At 38.2% G+C, this 23,985-nt stretch carries 21 protein-coding genes; 14 read left to right on the top strand and 7 right to left on the bottom strand.

Features of this window, described 5'->3' with window-relative positions; all coding sequences use genetic code 11:
• Position 1: 1 nt before the first annotated feature.
• From ACNI3T_RS05395 to ACNI3T_RS05385, 3 genes are all read right to left on the bottom strand, one after another.
• Positions 2 to 328: a hypothetical protein gene (locus ACNI3T_RS05395; RefSeq protein WP_418226954.1), complete on the bottom strand. Its 327-nt coding sequence runs from the start codon at positions 326 to 328 to the stop codon at positions 2 to 4.
• 17 nt (positions 329 to 345) lie between these two features.
• Positions 346 to 636 (bottom strand): hypothetical protein, encoded by a 291-nt coding sequence (locus ACNI3T_RS05390; protein ID WP_418226953.1) that lies wholly within the window; start codon positions 634 to 636, stop codon positions 346 to 348.
• A gap of 85 nt (positions 637 to 721) precedes the next feature.
• Positions 722 to 1,561, bottom strand: a complete 840-nt coding sequence (locus ACNI3T_RS05385; protein ID WP_418226952.1) for a hypothetical protein — start codon at positions 1,559 to 1,561, stop codon at positions 722 to 724.
• 206 nt (positions 1,562 to 1,767) lie between these two features.
• Between ACNI3T_RS05385 and ACNI3T_RS05380 the strand changes: the two genes are divergently transcribed.
• Entirely contained in the window at positions 1,768 to 2,301 is a 534-nt protein-coding gene (locus ACNI3T_RS05380) for a tyrosine-type recombinase/integrase (RefSeq protein WP_418226951.1), read from the top strand.
• A gap of 119 nt (positions 2,302 to 2,420) precedes the next feature.
• Here the strand turns inward: ACNI3T_RS05380 and ACNI3T_RS05375 are convergent, their stop codons facing one another.
• Positions 2,421 to 3,122, bottom strand: a complete 702-nt coding sequence (locus tag ACNI3T_RS05375) for a hypothetical protein (RefSeq protein ID WP_418226950.1) — start codon at positions 3,120 to 3,122, stop codon at positions 2,421 to 2,423.
• A 516-nt stretch (positions 3,123 to 3,638) separates the two neighbouring features.
• On the opposite strand from ACNI3T_RS05375, the gene ACNI3T_RS05370 reads away from it, so the two are divergent.
• Positions 3,639 to 4,835, top strand: coding sequence for a GAF domain-containing sensor histidine kinase (locus tag ACNI3T_RS05370; RefSeq protein ID WP_418226949.1), 1,197 nt, complete (start codon positions 3,639 to 3,641; stop codon positions 4,833 to 4,835).
• A gap of 282 nt (positions 4,836 to 5,117) precedes the next feature.
• Positions 5,118 to 7,115, top strand: coding sequence for a protein-disulfide reductase DsbD family protein (locus ACNI3T_RS05365; protein WP_418226948.1), 1,998 nt, complete (start codon positions 5,118 to 5,120; stop codon positions 7,113 to 7,115).
• Between the two features lie 288 nt (positions 7,116 to 7,403).
• On the opposite strand, the gene ACNI3T_RS05360 is transcribed toward ACNI3T_RS05365, so the two are convergent.
• Both ACNI3T_RS05360 and ACNI3T_RS05355 read right to left on the bottom strand, forming a co-directional pair.
• A complete protein-coding gene (locus ACNI3T_RS05360) occupies positions 7,404 to 7,640 on the bottom strand; it encodes a hypothetical protein (RefSeq protein WP_418226947.1) in 237 nt (78 codons plus the stop codon).
• Between the two features lie 25 nt (positions 7,641 to 7,665).
• Positions 7,666 to 8,406: an SDR family oxidoreductase gene (locus ACNI3T_RS05355; RefSeq protein WP_418226946.1), complete on the bottom strand. Its 741-nt coding sequence runs from the start codon at positions 8,404 to 8,406 to the stop codon at positions 7,666 to 7,668.
• Positions 8,407 to 8,529: 123 nt separating this feature from the next.
• Here ACNI3T_RS05355 and ACNI3T_RS05350 point away from each other — a divergent pair, with 123 nt between their 5' ends.
• The 8 genes from ACNI3T_RS05350 (at position 8,530) to ACNI3T_RS05315 (ending at position 19,235) form a co-directional block, all read left to right on the top strand.
• The gene (locus ACNI3T_RS05350; RefSeq protein WP_418226945.1) at positions 8,530 to 9,540 is read left to right on the top strand and encodes a hypothetical protein; all 1,011 of its coding nucleotides are present in this window, start codon (positions 8,530 to 8,532) and stop codon (positions 9,538 to 9,540) included.
• Positions 9,541 to 9,689: 149 nt separating this feature from the next.
• Positions 9,690 to 12,254, top strand: coding sequence for a type I DNA topoisomerase (gene topA / locus ACNI3T_RS05345; RefSeq protein ID WP_418226944.1), 2,565 nt, complete (start codon positions 9,690 to 9,692; stop codon positions 12,252 to 12,254).
• Between the two features lie 3 nt (positions 12,255 to 12,257).
• The gene (locus ACNI3T_RS05340) at positions 12,258 to 13,418 is read left to right on the top strand and encodes a formimidoylglutamase (RefSeq protein WP_418226943.1); all 1,161 of its coding nucleotides are present in this window, start codon (positions 12,258 to 12,260) and stop codon (positions 13,416 to 13,418) included.
• Positions 13,419 to 13,535: 117 nt separating this feature from the next.
• Positions 13,536 to 14,900: a T9SS ring complex lipoprotein PorK/GldK gene (gene porK, locus ACNI3T_RS05335; protein ID WP_295180754.1), complete on the top strand. Its 1,365-nt coding sequence runs from the start codon at positions 13,536 to 13,538 to the stop codon at positions 14,898 to 14,900.
• Positions 14,901 to 14,954: 54 nt separating this feature from the next.
• A complete protein-coding gene (gene porL, locus ACNI3T_RS05330; protein WP_295180752.1) occupies positions 14,955 to 15,602 on the top strand; it encodes a type IX secretion system motor protein PorL/GldL in 648 nt (215 codons plus the stop codon).
• Between the two features lie 47 nt (positions 15,603 to 15,649).
• Positions 15,650 to 17,200, top strand: coding sequence for a type IX secretion system motor protein PorM/GldM (porM, locus tag ACNI3T_RS05325; protein WP_418226942.1), 1,551 nt, complete (start codon positions 15,650 to 15,652; stop codon positions 17,198 to 17,200).
• A gap of 12 nt (positions 17,201 to 17,212) precedes the next feature.
• The gene (porN, locus tag ACNI3T_RS05320; RefSeq protein ID WP_418226941.1) at positions 17,213 to 18,106 is read left to right on the top strand and encodes a type IX secretion system ring subunit PorN/GldN; all 894 of its coding nucleotides are present in this window, start codon (positions 17,213 to 17,215) and stop codon (positions 18,104 to 18,106) included.
• A 58-nt stretch (positions 18,107 to 18,164) separates the two neighbouring features.
• Entirely contained in the window at positions 18,165 to 19,235 is a 1,071-nt protein-coding gene (locus ACNI3T_RS05315) for an NAD(P)/FAD-dependent oxidoreductase (protein WP_418226940.1), read from the top strand.
• Here the strand turns inward: ACNI3T_RS05315 and ACNI3T_RS05310 are convergent.
• On the bottom strand, positions 19,232 to 19,615 hold the full coding sequence (locus ACNI3T_RS05310; RefSeq protein WP_295180770.1) for a DUF983 domain-containing protein: 384 nt from the start codon (positions 19,613 to 19,615) through the stop codon (positions 19,232 to 19,234). The genes ACNI3T_RS05315 and ACNI3T_RS05310 overlap by 4 nt on opposite strands.
• A gap of 67 nt (positions 19,616 to 19,682) precedes the next feature.
• Here ACNI3T_RS05310 and ACNI3T_RS05305 point away from each other — a divergent pair, with 67 nt between their 5' ends.
• The 3 genes from ACNI3T_RS05305 to ACNI3T_RS05295 form a co-directional block, all read left to right on the top strand.
• The gene (locus ACNI3T_RS05305; protein ID WP_418226939.1) at positions 19,683 to 21,599 is read left to right on the top strand and encodes an ABC-F family ATP-binding cassette domain-containing protein; all 1,917 of its coding nucleotides are present in this window, start codon (positions 19,683 to 19,685) and stop codon (positions 21,597 to 21,599) included.
• A 50-nt stretch (positions 21,600 to 21,649) separates the two neighbouring features.
• The gene (locus tag ACNI3T_RS05300; RefSeq protein WP_418227864.1) at positions 21,650 to 22,822 is read left to right on the top strand and encodes an efflux RND transporter periplasmic adaptor subunit; all 1,173 of its coding nucleotides are present in this window, start codon (positions 21,650 to 21,652) and stop codon (positions 22,820 to 22,822) included.
• Positions 22,819 to 23,985 (top strand): efflux RND transporter permease subunit (locus ACNI3T_RS05295; RefSeq protein WP_418226938.1); only part of this gene is annotated, 1,167 nt, incomplete at its 3' end. The genes ACNI3T_RS05300 and ACNI3T_RS05295, both read left to right, overlap by 4 nt.

Here is a 23,985-nt window from a genome sequence, read left to right as displayed (position 1 = left end):
GTTAGTATTTTGTAATATATTTTTCGGAAATTTTAAATCCACGACATTTACCTTTACCATCCTGCCTATTGGAATATTCACTCATTATTAAAATTCCTAATTGCTGTAGATATTCTAAATGATCTTGATATCTATAGGATCGATAATTGAATTTCCTAAGGGCTGTAGAGCAAAGATTGACATAATCTTTTCCTTTATTCATGTTTTTAAAAGGGTTGATAATGAACGAAAGTATAAGAACAGCCAGATCCATACTTAGATCTGGCCGGCTTTTGAGTTCATCTTTCAAATAATAATAAAGCTTATCGGGAAGGCTGACAAAAGCCATCCTTTTAGGATGATTCACTAACATACTCTCTGGAAATTATCGTCAGAATTAAGTTCCCTTATAGTATGCTGTTTAAAGTAGAGTTGACCTCCTAGTTCTTTGATTGGAATTAAATCTTTTCCAACGAAGAAACTGTTTGAATTGAAGTCGATAATGAGCTGTTTAGCTTGTGCATCATTTGTTAGAAGAACAAACCTACTAGCTTTTACCTTTGAAATTTCCAATTGTTCAAGCTGCTTCATTATCTCATGTAGCAGTTCTCGTTTCAGCGTTTCAGTTGTGTTACGATTTGAAAAAATAGTTTTCATATAAATTTTGATTTTAGATTATTTGCCAAAATTCATACTGTACCTATGCAATTTCAAGAATGGTTTTGTTCTAGTTTATGAATGCTTATTTCATATATTGGTCTTTCAGAAGGTTAAAATATTTTTCTCGATTTTCAGTGTAGCAATTTGGTTGGGTTTTAATTTTAGTCAGTTCTATATGATAAGTCTCGCTTAACCATCTAATACAATCAATTTCCCTTATTTCAGCATGTATAAAATGGTGGTATTTAAATTTTCGATAATAAAAGCTTATTTCAGCAAGCTGTTTTTCCTTAGCGCGATTGGTGATTAAAAAATCAAAAAAAGAATATGCTTCTGATGACGTAAAAATATTTGGGTACCAGGTTTCACAGGTAGTAATTACGTTGTTTCTATTCTGAAACTCTTGCTTCAATCTAGATTTCGAATCATATTCACTAACAGCCTCAAAAAACTTCTCGGGGGGGTAGTGAGACATAATATTAATATAGGTATCAATTACATCCTGTTCTGCACTAATGAAACTATTTATGAGCTTGAATTTGTTCAGGACAATGTGTTTAATTTCTTCCAGTCCGAAATGTTCTGGATAATTTGGAATTAAGTTTAAAATCCGGTCTATTTCATATTCTATTCTGTTGAAGTATTGTTCCGTATTATCTATAGGCGTTATTTGTTTTAGATGTTGCAAAATTTCATCTGATGGTTCTTCAAGAATTGATTCCCGTTCAGGGTTGCCATTCCGATCTATTGGTATTTTACTAGTTCCAAATTCATTCTTTAGATGAGGAACCAGACCATTGTCAATAGCATCCATAAAAATTTCAAAAGTTGTATACCTACTTTTTATGTAGTCATTTAATACTCTTAGGTTGTTGAGGTGAACTGGTAGGTTGTAGGTGGGAAGTAATGGTTTATCGATCATTTAGTCAGAATCTTCTATTGTTCAAGCCGTAAAATTATACCTGGCCTCAAGTTTTGTCAAGACCTATAGATAGATATTTTTAGAATGTTCAGAAATATAATAACTGAACATTTACAATGTTTACAGTGCGTGAACTTAATGTTAATTTGTTTAATGTTCAAAAATATCGTAATTATGCCGTAACTGAATATTGCAAATCCAAATTTATGACTGGTTCAACTTACCTTGATTTTGATAAAACCCTAGCGAAGGGAATGCGATTAATCCGTTCCAATGAGAATCGCTCATTTGGTTTACTAACAGTAGTGGGTATAAACCTGGGTTTACGTATATCTGACTTATTACAATTGACTTTTAACGATCTTAGAGGGGAGGATCTAATAATTAAGGAAGGTAAGACCGGGAAAGAACGAAAATTAAAACTAAACCCTCATATTAAGACCGCTATTCAATTCTTCGAAGAGGAGCCGGGAAACTTTCATGCTTTTAGAAGCCAGAAAAGAACAATATATTCTATCCAGCAAGTAAACAGACTCATCAAGAAGTATTTTAAAGGTTCAAGGCTGTCTTCTCATACACTACGCAAGACTTTTGGGCGTCAGGTATGGAATAATAATCAACAGTCTGAGAAAGCTTTACTTTACCTTTCAGAGCTGTTTAATCATACTTCTGTTGCAATTACTCGTAAATATCTCGGAATACGCCAGGAGGAGCTTGATGACATTTATATGAATTTGTAATGATAATGAGAACTTGGCTTCGATTATTGTTAAAAATAAGTATCAGTAAATCGACTTGAGCACTATTTTCTCCAACTCGATATTAGTTAATTTCATACTAATTATGTCAATTATTGCTTTTAAGCACGGGTACAAATAGCATTTCCGTATTGTTGAGGTTCACTGTCATCAAAATGTGTAGACTTAGAATCATCAAAATGGACAGATTTGGTTTGATTCCAGTGTGACGAAGTTGAGGTATGGTGATGATATGATTCTGCATTGTCAAAATGCTCGGATAAACAATCCCCATAATGGTAAGATTCGGAAGCGCCATAGTGCTTTGATTTTGAATCAATGAAAATTGATAAACCACCTTTTTGCACTATATCGGTTGCCCCTAAAAAAAAATTTCTTTTGGCCAAAAGTTCATCTGGAAACTGTGATAGAAACTCTTTCTTCATGAATCCAAACGAATTGTAATGTCTGGAGTTAATAGCTAGTTCACTTAGTAATCTATCAATGGATATTTTGGAGTTGATTGTTCTATAGATTTTCGCTTGATAAGGTATTCTCGTGTTTAATTTGTCCAACATTTCCTTTTTTAATTTCTCAAACAAATCATCAATTTCAGATTTTTGATCACCATATTCAGATCTTAGTCTATATTCTTCCTTTAATGCATTTAGGGTTAAATTATACCTATATAGTTGGGTCTGCATATTTGATCTAGTATAGTCATCATCTTCATCTGAAATATATTCTCGCATAGTTTTTATGCGATCTTCAAAAGTTACAATTTTGCTGTTTAATTGCTCACTAGATAAATCTTTAATTTCCATATTGGTTGGTTAGGTTAATGTAATTGATAATTTAAATTTATAAAATTATTTCAATAGGATTGAATAATAACCTGATATCTGAGGTTAGGCTTTACTTGTGAACAGGCTAATTTTTATAAAAAGAAATTCTATCTTGCAATAGAAAGTTCTTTTAAAGGTGTAAAATAAGAGACCATATTATTCATTTATGTGGTTAATGCTTTTTATAACGGCACAATTGTGGTATAAATCGAGTCTCGTCCAGACCGCAAAGTTGCAAAAAAGCTCCTCTATACGGGGGGCTTTTTTTGGCGCTAAAGATTAGTTGTGTTGTTTTTGTTCCCTGAAAGGGGAATGTGTAGTTAACCGCCCTATAATCCTTGTTGTGTGGATTTGCGGTTAACCAATGAAAAGCTTTTTTCCACTTGGTGGGAGAAGGCTTTTTTGTTTTTGGGAATGATTGTACTTCATCTTGTTTAGTGATTCTAACTATATAGTCTTTAAGATTCATCTACCTTCGCAGCCGAAAATCTGGCTATGAGAATAACGAAAGCAGAGAGTCTTCAGAAGGAATACCTCAGAATAAAAAAATTAAGTGAGTTCGATCTTGATCTTTATGAGTTAAGAGAGCAATTTAAAAGCTTGATGGAACTCGCCGGGCATATCGCCGGCACTGAGGTCTCTGTGGTAAATCTTATAGATAACTATTCGCAATGGACACTCTCAGCCGTTGAGGACGAGCCTAAGCGTATTGCAAAAGAAAACTCCATTTGTGCCCATACCATAAGATCTAATAGTTTTATGGAAGTGCAGAGGCTTGATCTGGATGACAGGTTCAAGGATAAAGCCTATGTTGTTGGAGCGGAAGCTTACCGCTATTACCTAGGAATGCCGCTTACGTTAAGTTCTGGTGAGAATGTAGGTTCGTTATGTATGCTCGACACCCAGCAGCAAGATATAGGATTAGATAAAAAAAAGGCACTGGCTGTGATAGCTCAGGAAATTGTATTTAAGCTGGAACATAGAAAGAAGTTGAATGAAACTTTGTATACACTTTCTGAAACTGTTCGAATCAAGAACCAGATTGCGCACGATGTAAGAGGACCGGTTCATGGAATCGCGGGTCTTGCTGAATCTGTGGAAGAAGAAGATCTTTCCGCAGATGAAATGAGGGAATACTTCTCTCTCATTAAAAATTCAGGAAATAGCATCATTGAATTGACCGATGAAATTTTGAATAGCGGGAGGGATAATGAAGTGCAATCGAGCAGGAGAATTAATATGGCAGATCTCCAGGAACGGTTGATCCAGCTATATGATTTGCCGGCGAAATCCAAGAATCTTAGTTTTAAAGTGCTTGTTAATCGTGACAAAGATCAGCTTAAGTTTAGTAGAAGACGTGTTCTCTCCATTTTCGGCAATCTTATTTCCAACTCGATCAAATTCACTCCCTCTGGAGGAAATATAGAGGTGCATATGGATATCATAAACACCCAAATTGGTAAACAACTGGATGTACTTATACAGGATAACGGCGTTGGAATTAGCAGTGCGGCGCTGGAGAACTATTTCGAAGATGTTTCAGAATTATCCCAGGGAACAGGTGGGGAAAAAGGTTTCGGACTTGGTTTAAAACTGGTGAATGAACTAGTGCAAGAACTTGGAGGTACTACGAAAATCTCTTCAGAAATAGATAAAGGCACAAACATAAGTATTCTGATCCCTATAGCTTAATGAGGAGAAATACTATAATTCCTTGTATGATGTACTGCCTATTTAATTTTAAATAGTTCCCTCATCTCTATTAATTATTCTTTGATTTTAGTCCTTACTTTAAACGACACTTATTTTTAAATGGTCGGTTAGTGTTAACTGATTTATTCGACTCAGTTAATTGTTCAGCAAAGAACGAGATGGTTAATTTGATCATTAAGAATGCTGATTTTCCACAGGCTTAAATCAGGTTAATTTCCTTATTTTTGAGGCCGTTCAAATTCATTTAAAGGCGCAGTTTATATGCATATTTCTTTAGGACATTTTAAAAAAGGTCTGTTTCTATTCTGTTTATTACTTACCATTGGCGCGACCGCTCAAATCCAGGATCCGGTTAAATGGACTTCTGAAGTTGAAAAAGTTTCAGAGAACGAATACGATCTCATATTTGAAGCCAGCATTCAGAATAAGTGGCATTTATACTCACAAACTCAGCCTGAAGGAGCTGTGAATTCTACAGTATTCACCTTCGAAGATCAAAATGCTGCTTATGAACTAGTAGAGGAAACCAAAGAGAGTGAGTCAATTACTGAATTTGACAAGGTATTTGAAACAGATCTCAGCTATTTTCTGGACGAAGCAACATTTACTCAGCGTGTACGGGTTACCGATACCACCTTATCCACTATAATTGCCAGAATCGAATACCAGGCCTGCGATGATGAAGCCTGTATATTTGATTCGAAAAAATTTACTTTTCAGTTAAAGGAAGATACTACTCGCGCAAAGCTAGACCTTGAAGAAACAGATAATCTTGATGCTGAAGAAAAGCGTTCTTTCTGGGGAATATTTATTATAGCTTTCCTTTCAGGATTTGCAGCTCTACTTACACCATGCGTTTTCCCAATGATTCCTATGACAGTAAGCTTTTTCACCAAGCAGTCGAAATCACGTGCAGCTGGAATAAGAAATGCTATTTTCTACGGAATTTCCATTGTTGTGATCTATGTGCTTCTAGGCTCATTGGTCACCCTCATCTTCGGAGCTGATAGTCTGAATGCTTTATCCACCAATGTGTGGTTTAACTTGATATTCTTTATACTTCTTGTGGTTTTCGCAATGTCCTTTATGGGAGCTTTTGAGATCGTACTGCCAAGTAGTTGGGGAACAAGGATCGACTCAAAAGCAGATAGAGGTGGATTAGTTGGAATATTTTTTATGGCGCTGGCCTTAGCGATCGTTTCATTTTCATGTACCGGACCAATTGTGGGAACCTTACTGGTGGAAGCGGCTTCAAAAGGAGGTATTGCACCAATTATAGGGATGCTCGGATTTTCACTGGCAATCGCCCTTCCATTTGCTTTGTTCGCGGCCTTCCCGGGCTGGATGAACAGCTTGCCCAAATCTGGTGGTTGGTTAAATACGGTCAAGGTAGTTTTGGGATTCCTTGAATTGGCACTGGCTTTCAAATTTCTTTCGAATGCAGATCTGGTCTTGCAGTTGCATTTTCTCGAAAGAGAGGTGTTTCTGGCCATTTGGATAGCGATCTTTGCTGTACTTGCTTTGTATCTCTTCGGAAAAATACGTTTACCACATGATTCTCCGCTCGAATTTATATCTGTTGGAAGATTATTATTAGGAATTATAGTTCTAACATTTACAATTTATTTGATACCTGGCTTATGGGGGGCGCCCTTAAAGATCATTAGTGGTTTTCCTCCGCCATTGCAATACAGTGAATCACCAGATGGTATAGGAAGTTCCGGAGGACTAAATACCAGCGTTGACTCTAACCTTCCGGAAGGAGCTGATTATGGACCTCATGATCTGGTTAGCTTCCATGATTATGAACAGGGAATGGCGTATGCAGAAAAGCAGAATTTACCAGTGCTTCTTGATTTTACAGGGCATGCTTGTGTAAATTGTAGAAAGATGGAAGAAAGAGTGTGGAGCGAAGATGAAGTGTTGAATTTACTTAAGAACGATGTCGTATTGATTTCTCTTTATGTAGATGATCAAAGGGATCTTCCTGAGCATGAACAATATGTTTCTGAAGCTACTGGTAAGGAAATTGAAACCATAGGAAATAAATGGAGTGATTTCCAGATCACGAACTATAAGGCAAATGCGCAACCATATTATGTATTACTTGACAATGAAGGCAATAAATTAAATGATCCCATTGCTTACGAACCAGATGCTGATAAATATTTACAGTGGCTAAAGAATGGGGTGAATAATTTCTATGATGATGAATCAGTAGATAATTTGAATGAAAACTCTCCATCTATTTTTCAGTAAACTTTAGTTCGCTCCAGTTTATTGAAAATTCATGCTAGCACATTGCTGATTAACTCTTCATTCTTGTCAAACCTATCCAAATTATCATTCGAAGGTTTTTAAACCTGAAATTGAACCTGGTTTCTTCCGCAGAGAGTCAAGCCCTTAATGACAGAAATTGAAAACAAGGATCTTTGTAATTTGAAATACTATATAGTAAAATTTCAGTATTAAACTTTATATACATAAAATTGAATACTGAAATTTCTATAATTGATCTGCGTATTGTTTAATTAAGGTGGATTATACCTAATTTTCTTTTACAGTTTCACGATCCCAACCTCTATCTACACCTAATTGTTTTTGTTCTTCTATACTTTCTTTCCGAAGGTTATGAAGTGTGTACGCCAGGTAGCCGGCATAAAGAACAGAAAATACTCCGATACCTAATTTTCCGCCTTTGATTGCGGCTTTCTTCCCCGATTTATAAATAATTCCTCTAACTAAAAATTTAGTCCCTAATTTCATTATATGTCCAATACCCATAATTTATATTTTATTTTTATTAATTCTATGCTTTTCCGGTTGGTTTTACTAAAAGCTCATTCACATTTACAGAAGCTGGTTGTGAAATCGCGTAATATACTGCATCTGCTATGCTAGCAGGATCGAGCATGGGTTCATCACCTCCGTAATCCTTATCTTCCAGTAATTCAGTATCTGTTATACCATCTCTTAGGTTGGTGTCTACTGTGCCTGGTTCGACCGCAGTAACCCGTATATTAAATTCTGGAGATAATTCCATTCTCATTGCCTTACTGAGTTCGATGATCGCAGCTTTAGACGCTCCATAGACGGCACCACCAGCAAAAATTTCTTTTCCGTCCACACTGGCAATGTTAATGATTTGGCCATCCTCCTGTTTTTTCATAAGTGGTAGAACAGAGTATATACATCTCAGTGTACCCTGAACATTCACTTCTATAGTGGACAACCATTCATCCAGGTGTCGGTTCTTTAAATAGGTAAGAGGCATAATCCCTGCAGAATTCACCAGAACATCTATTCGGCCATATTTTTCGTCCACTTTACCAAATGCCTTGGTGACACTTTCAGTGCTGGTGACATCCAGTTCCACTACCATAGATTCACCTGGCAGTTCCTGCTGAATTTTTTCCATTTTAGGAATACTTCTGCTCGCCAGTACTACGGTGAAATTTTCATTAGATAATTTTATCGCGATCGCTTTGCCAATTCCACTACTGGCTCCCGTGATAACCGCTACTCGTTCCTTTTCATCCATCTTTTTCATTTTTGATAAGATGTCTCTTTACGAGCGTTTTCTGCGTTAAAATAGATTCAAATAACACATATTTAACGAATTCGAACTTTCCCGAAATAAGATTCATTCTATCTTCGTAGAAATTTTCAGGAATTGAATAAGCACTTTTATATATTTTTTATTGCAGTATTTCTGCTCGTAGCATGTAGCAGTGATGATGATGGTAACCAGAGCGTGCAGACGTCGGCAACCGCATGGGTCCTGGCCACGAACCATAACGGGGAAGTCAGGAAGTATGATATCAATAATGCGACTTCCAGCACTTTCAAACTAAATTCTTCAGATGCTGAAGGGATATATTATAATCCTGCCGATAATGGTTTTACGGTCGTGTCCAGAATACCTGGTAGACTGGAATCTTATCATAACATAACCGATTATGCAAATAGTGTCGAGGTTGAACTTGATGCCGATATTCTCGGGAACATTCATTACCAGAGTGGGAGGGATCTTGCAGTTCAGGATGATATTTATGTGGTTTCAGATAATACAGATCTGGATCTTGATGAAACTACACCAGAAGGTCGTTTATTCATTTATGTACGGGAAGAAAACTCCTTTAAACTGCGGAATGTTGTTACCACGAAATTCAAGCTTTGGGGTCTGGAATTTATCGGGAACGATCTTTATGCAGCGGTGGATGAAACCAACAAAATTGCTGTTTACAGGGATTTTGCAGCTACTTACACTACGAATGGGCCGGCGACCGCCAATAAGCAGGTGGCATTTCAGGGCCTGCTTCGAACTCACGGTCTTGATTTCGAAAATGGCATCATGGTGCTGTCAGACATTGGGGAAGCTGAATCTGCAACAGATGGTGGATTACATATTATTCAGAATTTTGAAGAAAAATTCAACGCTGCTCAAAATGGTTTTGTGGCTCTTGAAGAGCAATTCCGGATCTCTGGAGATAATACTTTGCTGGGTAATCCTGTGAATGTTGTGTACAACAGCGCTTATAATGTCATATTTGTTGCTGAAGCTGCAAATAATGGTGGTAAGATCCTTGCTTTCAACGATGCGACTTCAGTTTCAGGAAATATATCACCAGACCTGCAATATGATATGCCAGGTGTTTCTTCTGTATTTTTCCACACAGAATAATCTTTGCTGAAGATCCCTTCAGAAAAAAAATAGTATTTCAATTGCCCTTTATCGCTGGTGATTTTAGCCGGCTTGCTGTCCGTTTTAATTGAAGTTTGATGGCAGATTAAAAAATTGATATACTTTTGCAACTACAAACCAACAGATTTATGGCTAAGAATTTAGTGATTGTTGAGTCTCCTGCTAAGGCTAAAACCATTGAAAAGTTTCTGGGAAGCGATTATAAAGTCGCCTCCAGTTTTGGGCATATCGCCGATTTGCCTACTAAAGAGATAGGGGTTGATACCGAAGGAGATTTTACACCTAAATACATTGTATCCAAAGACAAGAAGGATGTCGTAAAAAAGCTTAAGAGTCTTGCTAAAACTGCTGAAATGGTATGGTTGGCAAGTGATGAGGATCGAGAGGGAGAGGCAATTGCCTGGCACCTTGCAGAGGAACTTAAGCTGGAAGACGATAAAACTAAAAGAATCGTATTTCATGAGATCACCAAGTCGGCGATCCTGAAGGCGATCGATAATCCCAGGAAAATAGATTATAACCTAGTGAACGCTCAGCAGGCTCGTAGAGTTCTGGACAGACTGGTAGGTTATGAACTTTCACCAGTACTCTGGAGGAAAGTGAAAGGTGGTCTTTCGGCTGGTCGAGTACAATCTGTAGCAGTAAGATTGATCGTAGAACGCGAAAGAGAAATTCAGGATTTTACCGCTCAGGCATCTTATAGAATTGATGCTGAATTTTCTACGGAAGAAGGAAAGTCCTTCAAAGCTAAGATTCCGAAGAACTTTGATACAAAAGAAGAGGCAGAACAATTTCTGAAGGATAATCTTGGTGCAAGTTTTAAGGTTTCAGATCTTACTACAAAACCAGCAAAGAAAACTCCTGCGCCTCCATTTACAACATCAACATTGCAACAGGAGGCTGCAAGAAAACTATATTTTTCAGTAAGTAAGACCATGACCATGGCGCAGCGTTTATACGAAGCCGGTCATATTACTTATATGAGAACAGACTCTGTAAACCTTTCCGAAGAGGCCAGAAAGGGAGCTAAAGAAGAAATTGAAAAGGCTTACGGAGATAAGTACGCCAAGGCAAGGCAGTTCAAGGGGAAATCCAAGGGAGCTCAGGAAGCTCACGAAGCGATTCGTCCTACAAGCTTTAAAAAGCATACAATTTCCGGGGATCGTGATCAGCAAAGATTATACGAGCTGATCTGGAAAAGAGCGATCGCGTCACAAATGAGTGATGCTCAGCTGGAAAGAACTAATGTGAAAATTGAGGCGGATAAACACGATAATCAATTTTCAGCCAATGGTGAAGTTTTGAAATTCGATGGATTCCTGAAAGTATACTTGGAAGGTAGCGATGATGAGGATGAAGAGCAAAGCGGAATGTTACCGGCTTTAAAGGTTTCGCAAGCTTTAACGAATGAATATATCACTGCAACCGAAAGATTCACCAGACCTCCTTATCGTTATACGGAAGCTTCGCTGGTTAAAAAACTGGAAGAACTTGGTATTGGTAGACCTTCTACTTATGCACCAACGATTTCAACCGTTCAGTCCAGGAATTATATTGAAAAAGGTTCTGTAGATGGAACTGAAAGAGAATATTTGCAATTCACTCTGAAGGATCAAAAGGTTAGGGAAGAGAAATTATCCGAAACCGTAGGTAGTGATAAGGGGAAACTTGTTCCAACGGCAACCGGGATGGTCGTAAATGATTTTTTAGTGAATCATTTTTCTAATATTCTGGATTATAATTTCACCGCTAGAGTAGAAGAGAGTTTTGATAATATTGCTGAAGGAAATGAAGAGTGGAAGTCCATGATGAAGAACTTCTACAAAGATTTCCATCCTCATGTTCAGGATGTTGCACAAAATGCCGAAAGAGAAGTTGGGGAAAGAATTCTGGGTGAAGATCCTGAAAGCGGTAAACCTGTAAGTGTGCGCCTTGGTAAATTCGGTCCTATGGTGCAGATTGGAAGTGTGGAAGATGAGGAAAAGCCTCGTTTCGCCAGTTTGAGCCCGGACCAGAGTATGGAAACGCTAACTTATGAGCAGGCAATGGACCTGTTTCAATTACCAAAAACACTTGGTGAGTATAAAGGCGAAAGTGTAGAGGTGAATAATGGACGTTATGGACCTTATGTACGCTTCGGTAAAACCTTTGTTTCTCTTGAAAAAGGAGAAGATCCTTTAAATGTCGAGTTTGACAGAGCTATGGAGCTTATCAAAGAGAAGGAAAAGGCAGATGCTCCTATTTATGAATATAAGGATCATCCGGTTCAAAAAGGAGTTGGTAGATTCGGACCCTATTTAAAGTGGAATGGAATGTTCATTAATGTGAACAAGAAGTATGACTTTGATAACCTTTCAGATAAAGATATCGAACAATTGATCGATGATAAGATTCAGAAGGAAAAAGATAAGTTGATACACCACTGGGAAGATGAAGGAATTCGTGTGGAAAAAGCTCGTTGGGGAAGGTTTAATGTCATCAAAGGCAAAGCGAAAGTTGAGCTGCCTAAAACTACCAATGCCCAGGAATTAACCTTGGAAGAGGTGCAGGATATTCTGGAGAAAAGCGGTAAGACCAAGAAAAAGGCTGTTAAGAAAAAGCCGGCCAAGAAGAAAGCTGCGACCAGGAAGACGACTGCTAAAAAAACCACGACCAAGAAAACAACTAAAAAAACATCACCCAAAAAGAAATAATATATGGAGTTCGATTTTCTTAGTCCTGTATCAGAATTTTTACTGGATGAAATCACTCACCTGAATGCGCAAACCATCGGTGCTCAATTAAAACTCCATACCTCTGAACAGGGTTTACCAGACCTTGATAAGGTTAATATAGCGATATTTGGAGTAAGAGAGAATCGACGGGCTGTTAGAGAAGATTCAACACCCGATTTTGAGAGTTTACGCAGCCAGTTATATAGTTTATATCCTGGAAACTGGCGTTTGAACCTGGCAGATCTTGGGGATATACAGGCAGGAGATTCAGTTGAAGATACCTATTATGCAGTTTCAAACCTGTGTGCAGAACTAATTAAGCAGGATATAATTCCCGTGATTTTAGGTGGAAGTCAGGATCTCATTTATGCGCAGTATCGTGCATATGATCATCTTGATCAAATGGTGAATCTGGTAAATATCGATAGCAAATTTGATCTTGGTGATGCAGATAAACCTATTAGTAATCAGTCATTTGTAGGAAAAATCGTCGTAGATAAGCCATATAATTTATTTAATTATTCTACGATTGGTTATCAAACCTATTTTAACTCTCAGGAGGAGATTGAGTTGATGGAGCGCTTGTTTTTTGAAGCCTATAGATTGGGAGAAGTGACTTCGAATATTGGTCACATGGAACCCATAATGCGAAATGCGAATCTCGTAGGTTTGGATATAAGATCTATAGACTCTGCATCAGCGAATTCAGATTACTTCAGTAGCCCTAATGGCTTTAATGGCAGGGAAATTTGTGCTTTATCACGTTATGCAGGAATTAGTGATAAAGTGAGTTCATTTGGTATTTATGAATATCAGAATGAAATGAATAAACTCACTGATACGTTGGTAGCACAGATCATCTGGTATTTCATTGAAGGGGTGAATTACCGTACAAATGAAAATACTATTTCAGCGAAAAAAGATTTTATTAAGTATCAGGTTCCAATAGATGATGACATCCTGGTATTCTTTAAGAGTCCTGTAAGTGGGCGTTGGTGGATCGAGATTCCTTTTTTAAATTCGGTCAATAATAAATTAAAAAGGCATACGTTATTACCTTGCAGTGAAGAAGATTATCTGGAGGCTTGCAACCAGGTGATCCCTGAACGGTGGTATAAGGCCAAAAGAAAAAACGAAGTATAAAATAATAAAGTCAGGCATTATCGGTAATTGCTGTATTTTTATCGGAAATATTGTTTTTTAAAAAATATTTAGATAGGTTTACTGCCTTAAATCAAAATGTCTTAACCTAAGATAATTATGAAGAAGTATATTTCGCTCATTGCTGTTCTGGCCTTGCTTTCAAGCTGTGGTGGAGGCGATCGTGGACAGCTAGTAGGTGCGGAGGGAAAGAAGTGGAATCCGGAGAAACCTTATGGTATGACATTAATTCCTGGTGGTTCGTTCGTCATGGGTAAATCTGATGATGATATTGCCGGACAGAAGAATGCTCCCCCAAAGACCGTTACCGTACGTTCATTTTATATGGATGAGACTGAGATCACTAACTCTGAATATCGACAATTTGTGGATTGGGTAAAGGATTCTGTAGTAAGGGTGGAACTTGCTAAAATGGCTGAGTTGCAAGGTGCTACTGCGGGTGATAATGGGATTGGTGAATTTGCCTTTGCAGACGCTGAAGAAGGAAATATGACTCCTTACGAAGAGTACATGTTAAATACTTATGGTCAGGGTGGTCCTTCAGAAGATTACTCGAATAGAAGACTGAATAAAGATATCGACATTTACTGGGATACTGAAGATTATCCGGATGTATACTATGCCGAGGTAATGGATTCGATGTATATCCCAATGGATGAAGTATACAACGGTCAGAGAACTATCGATGTAAAGAAATTAAAATTCCAGTATTCTTATATGGACATTCAGTCTGCCGCTAAAAAGCAGGGTGACCGAAGTAACTATATCAAGAATGAACAAGTTTCTGTTTATCCCGATACGACAGTTTGGATTAGAGACTTTAATTACTCATACAATGAGCCTATGCATAATGACTATTTCTGGCATAGTGCATTTGATGATTACCCTGTTGTTGGTGTTTCCTGGAAGCAGGCAAGAGCATTTACTCAATGGAGAACAAAATATCATAATGACTTCCGAAGAGAAAAAGGAGATTCAAACGTACCTTCTTACAGGCTCCCAACCGAAGGTGAGTGGGAATATGCTGCTCGTGGAGGTCTGGAAGGTGGAACTTACCCATGGGGTGGTCCTTACACACTGAATGACCGAGGTTGTTTTATGGCTAACTTTAAACCACTTCGAGGTGATTATGCGGCAGATCAGGCTCTTTATACCGTAGAAGCTAAGTCTTATGATCCTAATGATTACGGATTATATAATATGGCTGGTAACGTAGGAGAATGGGTGGACTCAAGTTATGATCCAGGTTCTTACGAATATATGTCTACAATGAACCCGACCGTGAACAATCCACAGGATATGCGGAAAGTAGTGAGAGGTGGTTCATGGAAAGATGTGGCTTACTTCTTACAGGTAAGCTCAAGGGATTACGAATATATGGATTCAGCCAGAAGCTATATTGGCTTTAGAACTGTTCAGGATTATCTTGGAACAGATGTTACGCTGAATCAATCCAGCAAATAATATTAGAACTTCAACCTATCAATAAACCAACAAAAAAATTTAAAGCTTAAAGTTATGGCAAAATCAAGAGGAGCAAAACGGGTGACCAATATGGTATATGGTCTTGGTGCATCTGTAGTTATATTAGGAGCGCTATTTAAAATTATGCACTGGCCGGGTGGTAATGAAATGCTTATTGCCGGTCTAATCGTGGAAGCATTGGTATTTGCCTACTCAGCTTTCGAACCAATTGATGATGAACTTGACTGGTCATTAGTGTATCCAGAATTAGCTGGAGGTACAGGAGCAAGAAGAGATGCAGTTGTAGTGGAGCAGAAAGAAGCTGAAGCATCTTTGTCTAAGAAACTTGATGCGATGTTGAAAGAGGCAAAATTGGATGCAGATCTAATGTCTTCTTTAGGAAATAGTATTAGAAATTTTGAAGGTGCCGCAAAAGGAATTGCCCCAACAGTTGACTCAATGGCTTCTCAAAAGAAATATAGTGAAGAATTAACTGTAGCTGCTGCTCAAATGGAAACATTGAACAGTATCTATAAAGTACAGGTTGAATCTGCTTCTAAACAGGCAGAGGTTAATCAGGCTGTTGCAGAAAATGCTGGTAAACTTAAAGCACAAATGGATTCGTTAGCAAATAATATGGCTTCTCTAAACAATGTTTACGGAGGAATGCTAACAGCTATGAATGGAAAACCAAGAGTCTAATTGAATATTCAATTAAGCGAATTATTAATTAAAATATCTAATTAGACATGGCATCCGGAAAACAATCGCCAAGGCAGAAGATGATTAACCTAATGTATTTGGTTTTCATCGCTATGATGGCACTAAATATGTCCAAAGAGGTTCTTACCGCATTTGGAATGATGAATGAAAAATTGAGTACGGCTAACGCTACTGCAGAGAATCGAAATGCTGCTTATATGGCTGGTCTTGCTGAGAAAGTAGATGAACAACCTGCAAAGTACACCTCAATTAAAGAGAACGCAGACAAGATCGACCAGTTATCAACACAACTTAACGATTACATTGAAGGGGTAAAGAATAATCTTACTGCCGATATGGAAAAGGAAGAAAATGGGAAGTGGAATTATGAGGAAATGGATAAGTCTGGGCAGCTAGACGAAATGTTCTTCCAGAGTGGAAGAGTTTCTCCCGCAGGCGAGGAATTTGTAAATCAAATCGATACTTATCGCGAACAGGTTTCTGCAATCCTGGAAGACAAATATCCTCAACTTGCTGCTAATGTAAGAAGAGAATTTGCTACTGAAGAAGTTACAGACGGTGACGGTGTTACCAAACCGTGGTTATATTATAACTACCAGGGATTCCCCCTGATCGCATCTTTAACTAAAATGACTCAAATCCAGTCTGATATTAAAAGTACTGAAAGCGAAATTTTATCTCAAATGCTTTCTGGTCAGTTACAGAGCGATGTATCATTAAGTAATTACCAGGCAATCGTTATTCCAGACAAACCGGCATTTTTTAGCGGTGAAGAATTTAGCGGTAAGGTGGTTCTTGGACGTTTTGATAATACATTGCAATTCGAGAAGGTAACTATCAATGGTAAAGAGGTTGAAAATACACAGGCCGGACAGGTTGTATTAAAATTCCCTGCGGGAAATGTAGGTGAGCAAAAAATCACGGGAGAACTTCAGTATCTTGAAAATGACTCTTTAAAAAGTATTGAGATATCAGATTCTTATAATGTAATTCCATTACCTAATTCAGCAGTAATCTCTGCAGATAAAATGAATGTGGTATATCGTGGAGTTCAGAACCCAATGACGATTTCCATTCCTGGTGTAAGCAGTGTTAGTGCAAATGCTCCAGGGCTTAGAGCTTCTGGTGGTGCTGGAAGTTATATGATGGATGTTACTACTCTACAGGCCAGAGAAGTTACTATTAGCGTAAGCGGTGAACTTCCAGGAGGTAAGACTGTTTCAGACAGAAAAACTTTCCGAGTAAAGGATATTCCTCGACCAGTTGGAACGATTCGTGGAGAAGATGGATCTGTATCCATGCAGAGAAATTCCTTGGAAATCGCTACAGTTGGAGCTAACCTTCCAGATTTCGATTTCGATTTAAATCTTAATGTTACAGGATTTAAATTTAAGGTACCTGGTCAGCCAACGATTAACGTAAGTGGTAGTCGACTTGATGACAGAGCTAAAGCGGCTTTAAGAAGAGCTGGTAGAGGTGAATCTGTTCAGATTTATGATATTAATGCTTCCCTTCAGGGGAACTCAAGTTATAAGCTTAAGAAAGTTGCGCCAGTCGTAATTGAGCTTACAAACTAAAAATTGAAGACAATGAGCTTGAAAGAAATTTTTGTTTATGGATTTGTGATGATGATGGGTGCTTCTTCTTTCGGTCAGGCAAACATCCTGAATGCGAATAAGCCTGAAGATATCGGGAAGAAATCGCAAGCTCAGGCAATGGTGGATCAGGAAGACAAACCTCTGGAATATGGGTACGTTGGTGACCGTGATATTTTATGGTCAAAAGGAACCTGGGAGATCATCGATTTGGATGAAAGAGTAAACTTCCCATTGTATTATCCAATAGACACCAATAACATTGGTTCTAGCAGAAGGTCATTGTATGATGTGCTTACTTCAGCGATCAAAGAAGGTAAAATTCAGAATGTTTATGCCGATTCTTATTTTACTGAAAAACGTACTTTAAAGGATATTAGCGCTACTATTTCGAAAGTTGATACAACAGATCTTGGGATTGAACAGTACAATGCTGGAGAAGAAGTAGATGCTCAGTTTATTGATCGTCGAGATCTAGGGGCTGCAGATATCGTAGAATATCATATTCGTGGAATCTGGTATTTCGACAAGCGTCTTGCAGAATTAAAGTATAGAATTCTGGGGATCGCTCCGGTAGCACCAGATGTTAACTTTATAGATTCAGGACAAACAGATCTTGTTGAGTTATTCTGGGTATGGTATCCAGATGCACGTGAAGTTCTTCACGATGCACAGGTATTCACTGGAGGGAACACGGCACAGACCATTACGTTTGATCACTTACTGAATGCCAGGCGTTTTGATGGTGTGATCTATAAAGAAGATAATGTACAGGGTGATCGTGAGATCGATGAGTATATCGCAGATAATGCATTTATGCAATTGCTAGAATCTCAGAGAATTAAGGAGCAGATTCGAAACTTTGAACAGGATATGTGGAGTTACTAACTTTACTTTATAATATTGAAAAGCGCTCTTCCTAGAGCGCTTTTTTTATTTTAGACTCATGGTAAATAAAAAGGTAGATTTTATAATCGTAGGGACCGGGCTTGCAGGGCTGGCCATTAGTCGTGAACTAAATTTTAGAGCTAAGAGCTTTATCGTGTTTGATAACAGCTCGCAAATCTCGTCGTATGTTGCGGGAGGAATATTTAATCCTGTCATTCTAAAGCGATTTACACCCGCATGGAAAGCTAACGAACAAATGGAAGTTGCTATTCCATTTTATGCTGAATTGGAAAAGGAACTACAGACGGAATTTATATATCACTGGGATATCTATAGAAGATTTTATTCAATAGAAGAGCAAAATGACTGGTTTGTAGCTGCAGACAAACCTTTATTGGCACCTTTTTTAGATCAGCAATTAGTAAAGAATTCCAATCCTTCCGTAGAGACAGATTATGGATTTGGGCGCGTTATGCATACTGGAAACATCGATACCGAAGTTATGCTGGAGGCCTATCGAGATCAGCTTCAGAAGAAACAGCAATTGATCGCTGAAAAATTTGACCATGATCTTGTGAAAATGGATAGTGACTGCATAATGTACAGGGATATACATGCAAAGTATATTATTTTTTGCGAAGGATTCGGTGTCACCAAGAATCCGTTTTTCAACTATTTTCCACTACACGGGAATAAAGGTGAATATATTATTATCAAAGCACCAGAACTTAAGCTTGAATTTGCCATCAAAGCTTCAGTTTTTATAATGCCTATGGGAAATGACCTGTACAAGGTAGGAGCGACCTATAATAATCATGATAAAACTCCAGAAATAACTTCAAAAGCTAGGGAGCAACTGGAAGCTTCCTTAAAACAGGTAATCAATGTAAGTTATAAGGTAGTGGAGCAGGTGGCAGGCATACGTCCTACTTCGGGAGATAGACGTCCTGTAGTTGGAAAACACCCGGAATTTGACACTATGTATTGCTTCAACGGTTTTGGTAGTCGTGGTGTTCTAATAGCTCCTTATCTCGCGCCAAAATTGGCTGATCATATACTTGAGAATTCTACTTTAGAAAAAGAAATTGATATTGCGAGGTTTCAGAAAAGATATTTTAAAAGATACTAGGCCTTACCTGCATTCTTCTTATAACTGAAAAAGAGGTTTATCCAGATATTACGTGACAACCTCATGATCACAGGCATAAACACAATAAGGGTACCAACAATTGCAAAAAAGGAAGTTAAGAGGCTAGCACTTAGAAATACGTATGCAATAACAAAAGCCGCCACCGCAAAGGCGATTCCTAAACCGTAGCTTACATACATAGCCCCGTAAAAGAATGAAGGCTCTATTTTGTACTTCGTGCCACAATTACTACAACGTTCGTGCATTTCGTAAACCCGGTTGAGTTTATAGGGGTTTTGCTCTTTATACATGCTTTCTTCCTGACACACAGGACAGGTGCCTGTGACAATACTATAAACTTTAGTTCCTTTAAGCATGATGATCTTTTTTTTTGCAATTCAAATTTAAGCATCTTTGCACGAATTCTAAAGTTACAATAGTTACAAAATGCTCAATATTCATAATTTATCAGTATCGTTCCAGGGTGAATATCTCTTTAAAGAGGTAAGTTTTAGACTAGGTGCAGGAGATCGGGTAGGTCTTATTGGAAAGAACGGGGCTGGGAAATCCACCATGTTAAAGATCATTTCTGGAGAACAGGAATATGATACCGGGCAGATCGCTAAGGATAAAGAACTTAGAATTGGTTTTTTAAAGCAGGATCTGGAATTTGAACAGGGAAGAACAGTGATCGATGAAGCTCACCAGGCATTTGCAGAAATTAAGCAGCTGGAAGCGAAAATGGAGCATATCAATGAACAACTTGCTACCAGAACAGATTACGAAAGTGATTCCTATAGTCAATTGATTGAAGATCTCAGTGAGATCACTCACCAGTATGAGATTATTGGTGGATATAATTATGAGGGCGAAACCGAAAAGGTTTTGCAGGGACTTGGTTTCCAGCGTGAAGATTTTGAAAAGCTAACTCAAACTTTTTCCGGAGGATGGAGAATGCGTATTGAACTGGCTAAACTACTTCTACAAAGCAACGATATTTTGCTATTGGATGAGCCTACCAACCACCTTGATATCGAAAGTATCATCTGGCTGGAAAGTTTTCTGAATAATTATACCGGTTGTGTGATGCTGGTATCTCACGATAAAATGTTTTTGAATAATGTGACCAATAGAAGTATTGAAATCTCCCTGGGACACATCTATGATTACCGAAAGCCTTATTCTGAATTTATAGAATTCAGAAAAGAATTACGGGAGCAGCAACTTGCAGCTCAGAAGAATCAGCAGAAGGAAATTGAGAATACTGAAAAACTGATCGACAAATTTAGAGCTAAGGCCAGTAAGGCTTCCATGGCTCAATCACTTATCAAAAGGCTTGATAAAATAGATCGTATTGAAGTTGATGAAGATGATAATTCAGTAATGAGCGTAAATTTTCCGATTTCGGTAACCCCGGGGAAGGTTGTTATTGAGGCAGAGAATCTTCAGAAGTTTTACGGAGAGAAGCAGATTCTAAAAGATGTTGAACTACTTATTGAAAGACAAAGTAAGATCGCATTTGTGGGTCAGAATGGACAGGGGAAAACAACACTGGCAAAGATCATCATAGGTGAAATATCACATGAAGGAACTTTAAAACTTGGCCACAATGTACAACTTGGATACTTTGCCCAGAACCAAGCCGAATATCTAGATGGGGAAAAGACCGTGTTGGCAACTATGGAAGATGCTTCCAATGAAACAAACCGCACGAAAGTAAGAGATATGCTTGGTGCATTTCTTTTTAGAGGAGATGAAGTTGAAAAGAAAGTAAAAGTGCTTTCCGGTGGGGAAAGAAACAGGCTCGCCTTGTGTAAAATGTTGCTGGAACCATTCAATGTTCTGGTAATGGATGAGCCTACGAATCACTTAGATATAAAATCCAAGAACGTATTGAAGGATGCCTTGAAGAATTTCGAAGGTACCCTGATCATCGTTTCTCACGACAGGGACTTTTTGCAAGGACTTACAAGTAGAGTTTACGAATTTCGTGATCATAAGATCAGAGAGTATCTTGGGGATCTGGATTATTACCTGGATCAAAGAAAGATGCAGGATATGAGAGCTGTGGAGAAGTCGGATAAAGGCAGAAAAAACAAGCAGGACAAGACCAAAAATAAACAGTCTTCTTTTGAAGATCAGAAAGAGGCAAAAAGACTTAAGAACCAATTGAGCAAAGTAGAAGCAAAGATCACGAAGCTTGAAAAAGATATTAAGTCTAAAGATAAGGAGCTGGCTCAAAATTATGAGAAAACAATCACCAGAACAGATTTTTTGAATAAGTATAACGAATCAAAAAAGAAACTGGAGAACTTGATGAAGGAATGGGAAGAAATTCAATTCAGCCTGGAAGAAATCAGCTAATTCAGTTATTTAATTAAACTATCGGGACTAAATTGAGTCCAACGACTACCATGGATAAACGCAAGATCATACTTTCTCTACTGGGCGTTGTGCTCATAGTAGGTGCCATATTTGGGGCAAAGGCTATCATAGACAGCAAAGAACAGCCTAAACCAAATATTCAGAAGACCGTAAAAACAGTATTTGTAGATACGGTTCAAAATTCTTCTATAGCTATAAAGATTCCCGCGAACGGGAACCTGGTTGCAAAAGATCGGGTAGAACTCTACGCAGAAGTTCAGGGTGTGTTTCGCTATAGTTCTCAGGATTTCAAAGCAGGACAGGCATACCAAAGAGGGCAGACACTTTTGAAGATCGATGCGGCCGAATACGAAGCAAGTGTACAATCGGCCAAAAGTGAACTTTACAATCAGATTACCGCGATCATGCCAGATCTTAGACTTGATTACCCGGAGATCTTTCCGAAGTGGCAGGAATATTTAAATAATCTTGATGTAAACAGCTCTATTCCGCCATTGCCAGAACCAGCTAATGATAAAGAACGCTATTTTATAAGCGGTCGTGGAATTAATTCCGCATATTTTAATATTAAAAATCTAGAGCAGCGACTGGTAAAATACAGGATCACTGCGCCATTTAACGGAGTTCTAACCGAAGCACTGGTTACTGAGGGAACTTTGATTCGAAACGGACAGAAACTGGGAGAATTTATAGATCCCGAGGTTTATGAACTTCAGGTTTCAATAGGAAAACAGTACGCAGATCTCTTAAAGGTTGATGAAAAAGTAAGTCTTACCGATAATAGTGGTAACAGAAGTTACGAAGGCAAAGTAAGCCGAATTAATGCAAGGATAGATCAGGCTACACAAACTGTGAATGTTTTTATTGAAGTTGCTGCCGAAGGTTTGAAAGAAGGCATGTATATGCAGGCTAATCTGGATGCAAGAAATGAAGAAAATGCGATCGAAATTGATCGAAGCTTAGTGAATGATCGTAATGAGATATTTACCGTTCAGGATTCCGTATTAAAAACCATCGAAGTGAAGCCGGTATATTTTTCAGACCGAAAAGTGGTGATTAAAGGTGTGCCAGATGGGGAAGTGATCATAACCAGACAGGTTTCCGGAGCATATAATGGGATGCCGGTAAAGATTGCTGAAGAAAATAATACGGCAGATACCGCAGCTAGTTCTGATTCCAATTCTGAAAGCAAGGTTCAATGAGAGGTATCATAAGTTACTTTATAAAGTACCACGTTGCGGTGAATGTAATGATCATCGCATTTGTGATATTTGGAGTTGTGGGAATGTTGCGAATGCAATCTTCTTTTTTCCCATTGATCGAATCTGAGATCATTACCATTAATGTTGCCTATCCCGGAGCAGCGCCTGAAGAAATTGAGGAAGGGATTGTTCTTAAAATTGAAGATAATCTTAAAGGCCTGGTTGGAGTAGACCGGGTAACTTCAGTTTCAAGAGAGAATGGAGGTAGTATCACAGTGGAAATAGATTCAGATGAAGATATTGATGTGATGCTTTCCGAAGTGAAGAACGCAGTGGATAGAGTGCCCAATTTTCCGTCAGGCATGGAGCCATTGGTGGTGGCGAAACAGGAAAACATCCGTGAAACTTTTGACTTTTTTGTAAGCGGTGAAGGCGTAGATCTTGCAACTTTAAAGCAAATTGGTAGGCAGATCGAATATGATCTAAGGGCAATGGACGGTCTTTCTCAAATTGAACTGTCTGGATTTCCTGAAGAAGAAATTGAAATAGCAGTTGATGAAAATGACCTGCTTGCCTTCAATATTACTTTTACAGAAGTAGCCCAGGCGGTTGCTCAGGCCAATATACTTACTACCGGTGGTAGTATTAAAACACAGGAAGAAGATTTCCTTATTCGTGCAGATAACCGCTCCTACTACGGAAAGGAATTAAATAAGCTGGTGGTAAAGTCACAAGCTGATGGGACTACGGTTACCTTGGAAGATGTGGCAACTATTCGCGACAGGTTTTCAGAAACTCCCAATGCATCTTACATCAATGGACAGATCGCGGTAAGCGTCAATATATCTACTACTAATAATGAAGATCTTATTTCTGCTGCAGAAAAGGTTCGTAATTATGTAGAAGAATTTAACGAGAAAAATGATACGCTAAAGATCATCGTGGAAGATGACCGTAGTATCACGCTGAATCAAAGAACACAACTTCTTATTGAGAATGGAGCAGTTGGGATTATTTTAGTACTACTTTTTCTATCATTCTTTCTGAATACAAGGCTGGCATTCTGGGTAGCTTTTGGTCTTCCTATCTCCTTTCTTGGAATGTTTATTTTTGCCGCAGGATTTGGAGTAACTATCAATGTACTCTCATTATTCGGAATGATC

The sequence above is a fragment of the Christiangramia qingdaonensis genome (genome assembly GCF_048381525.1).
GTDB lineage: Bacteria > Bacteroidota > Bacteroidia > Flavobacteriales > Flavobacteriaceae > Christiangramia.
Note: the sequence above shows the minus strand (reverse complement) of the source record. Positions and strands in the feature narration are given on the sequence as shown.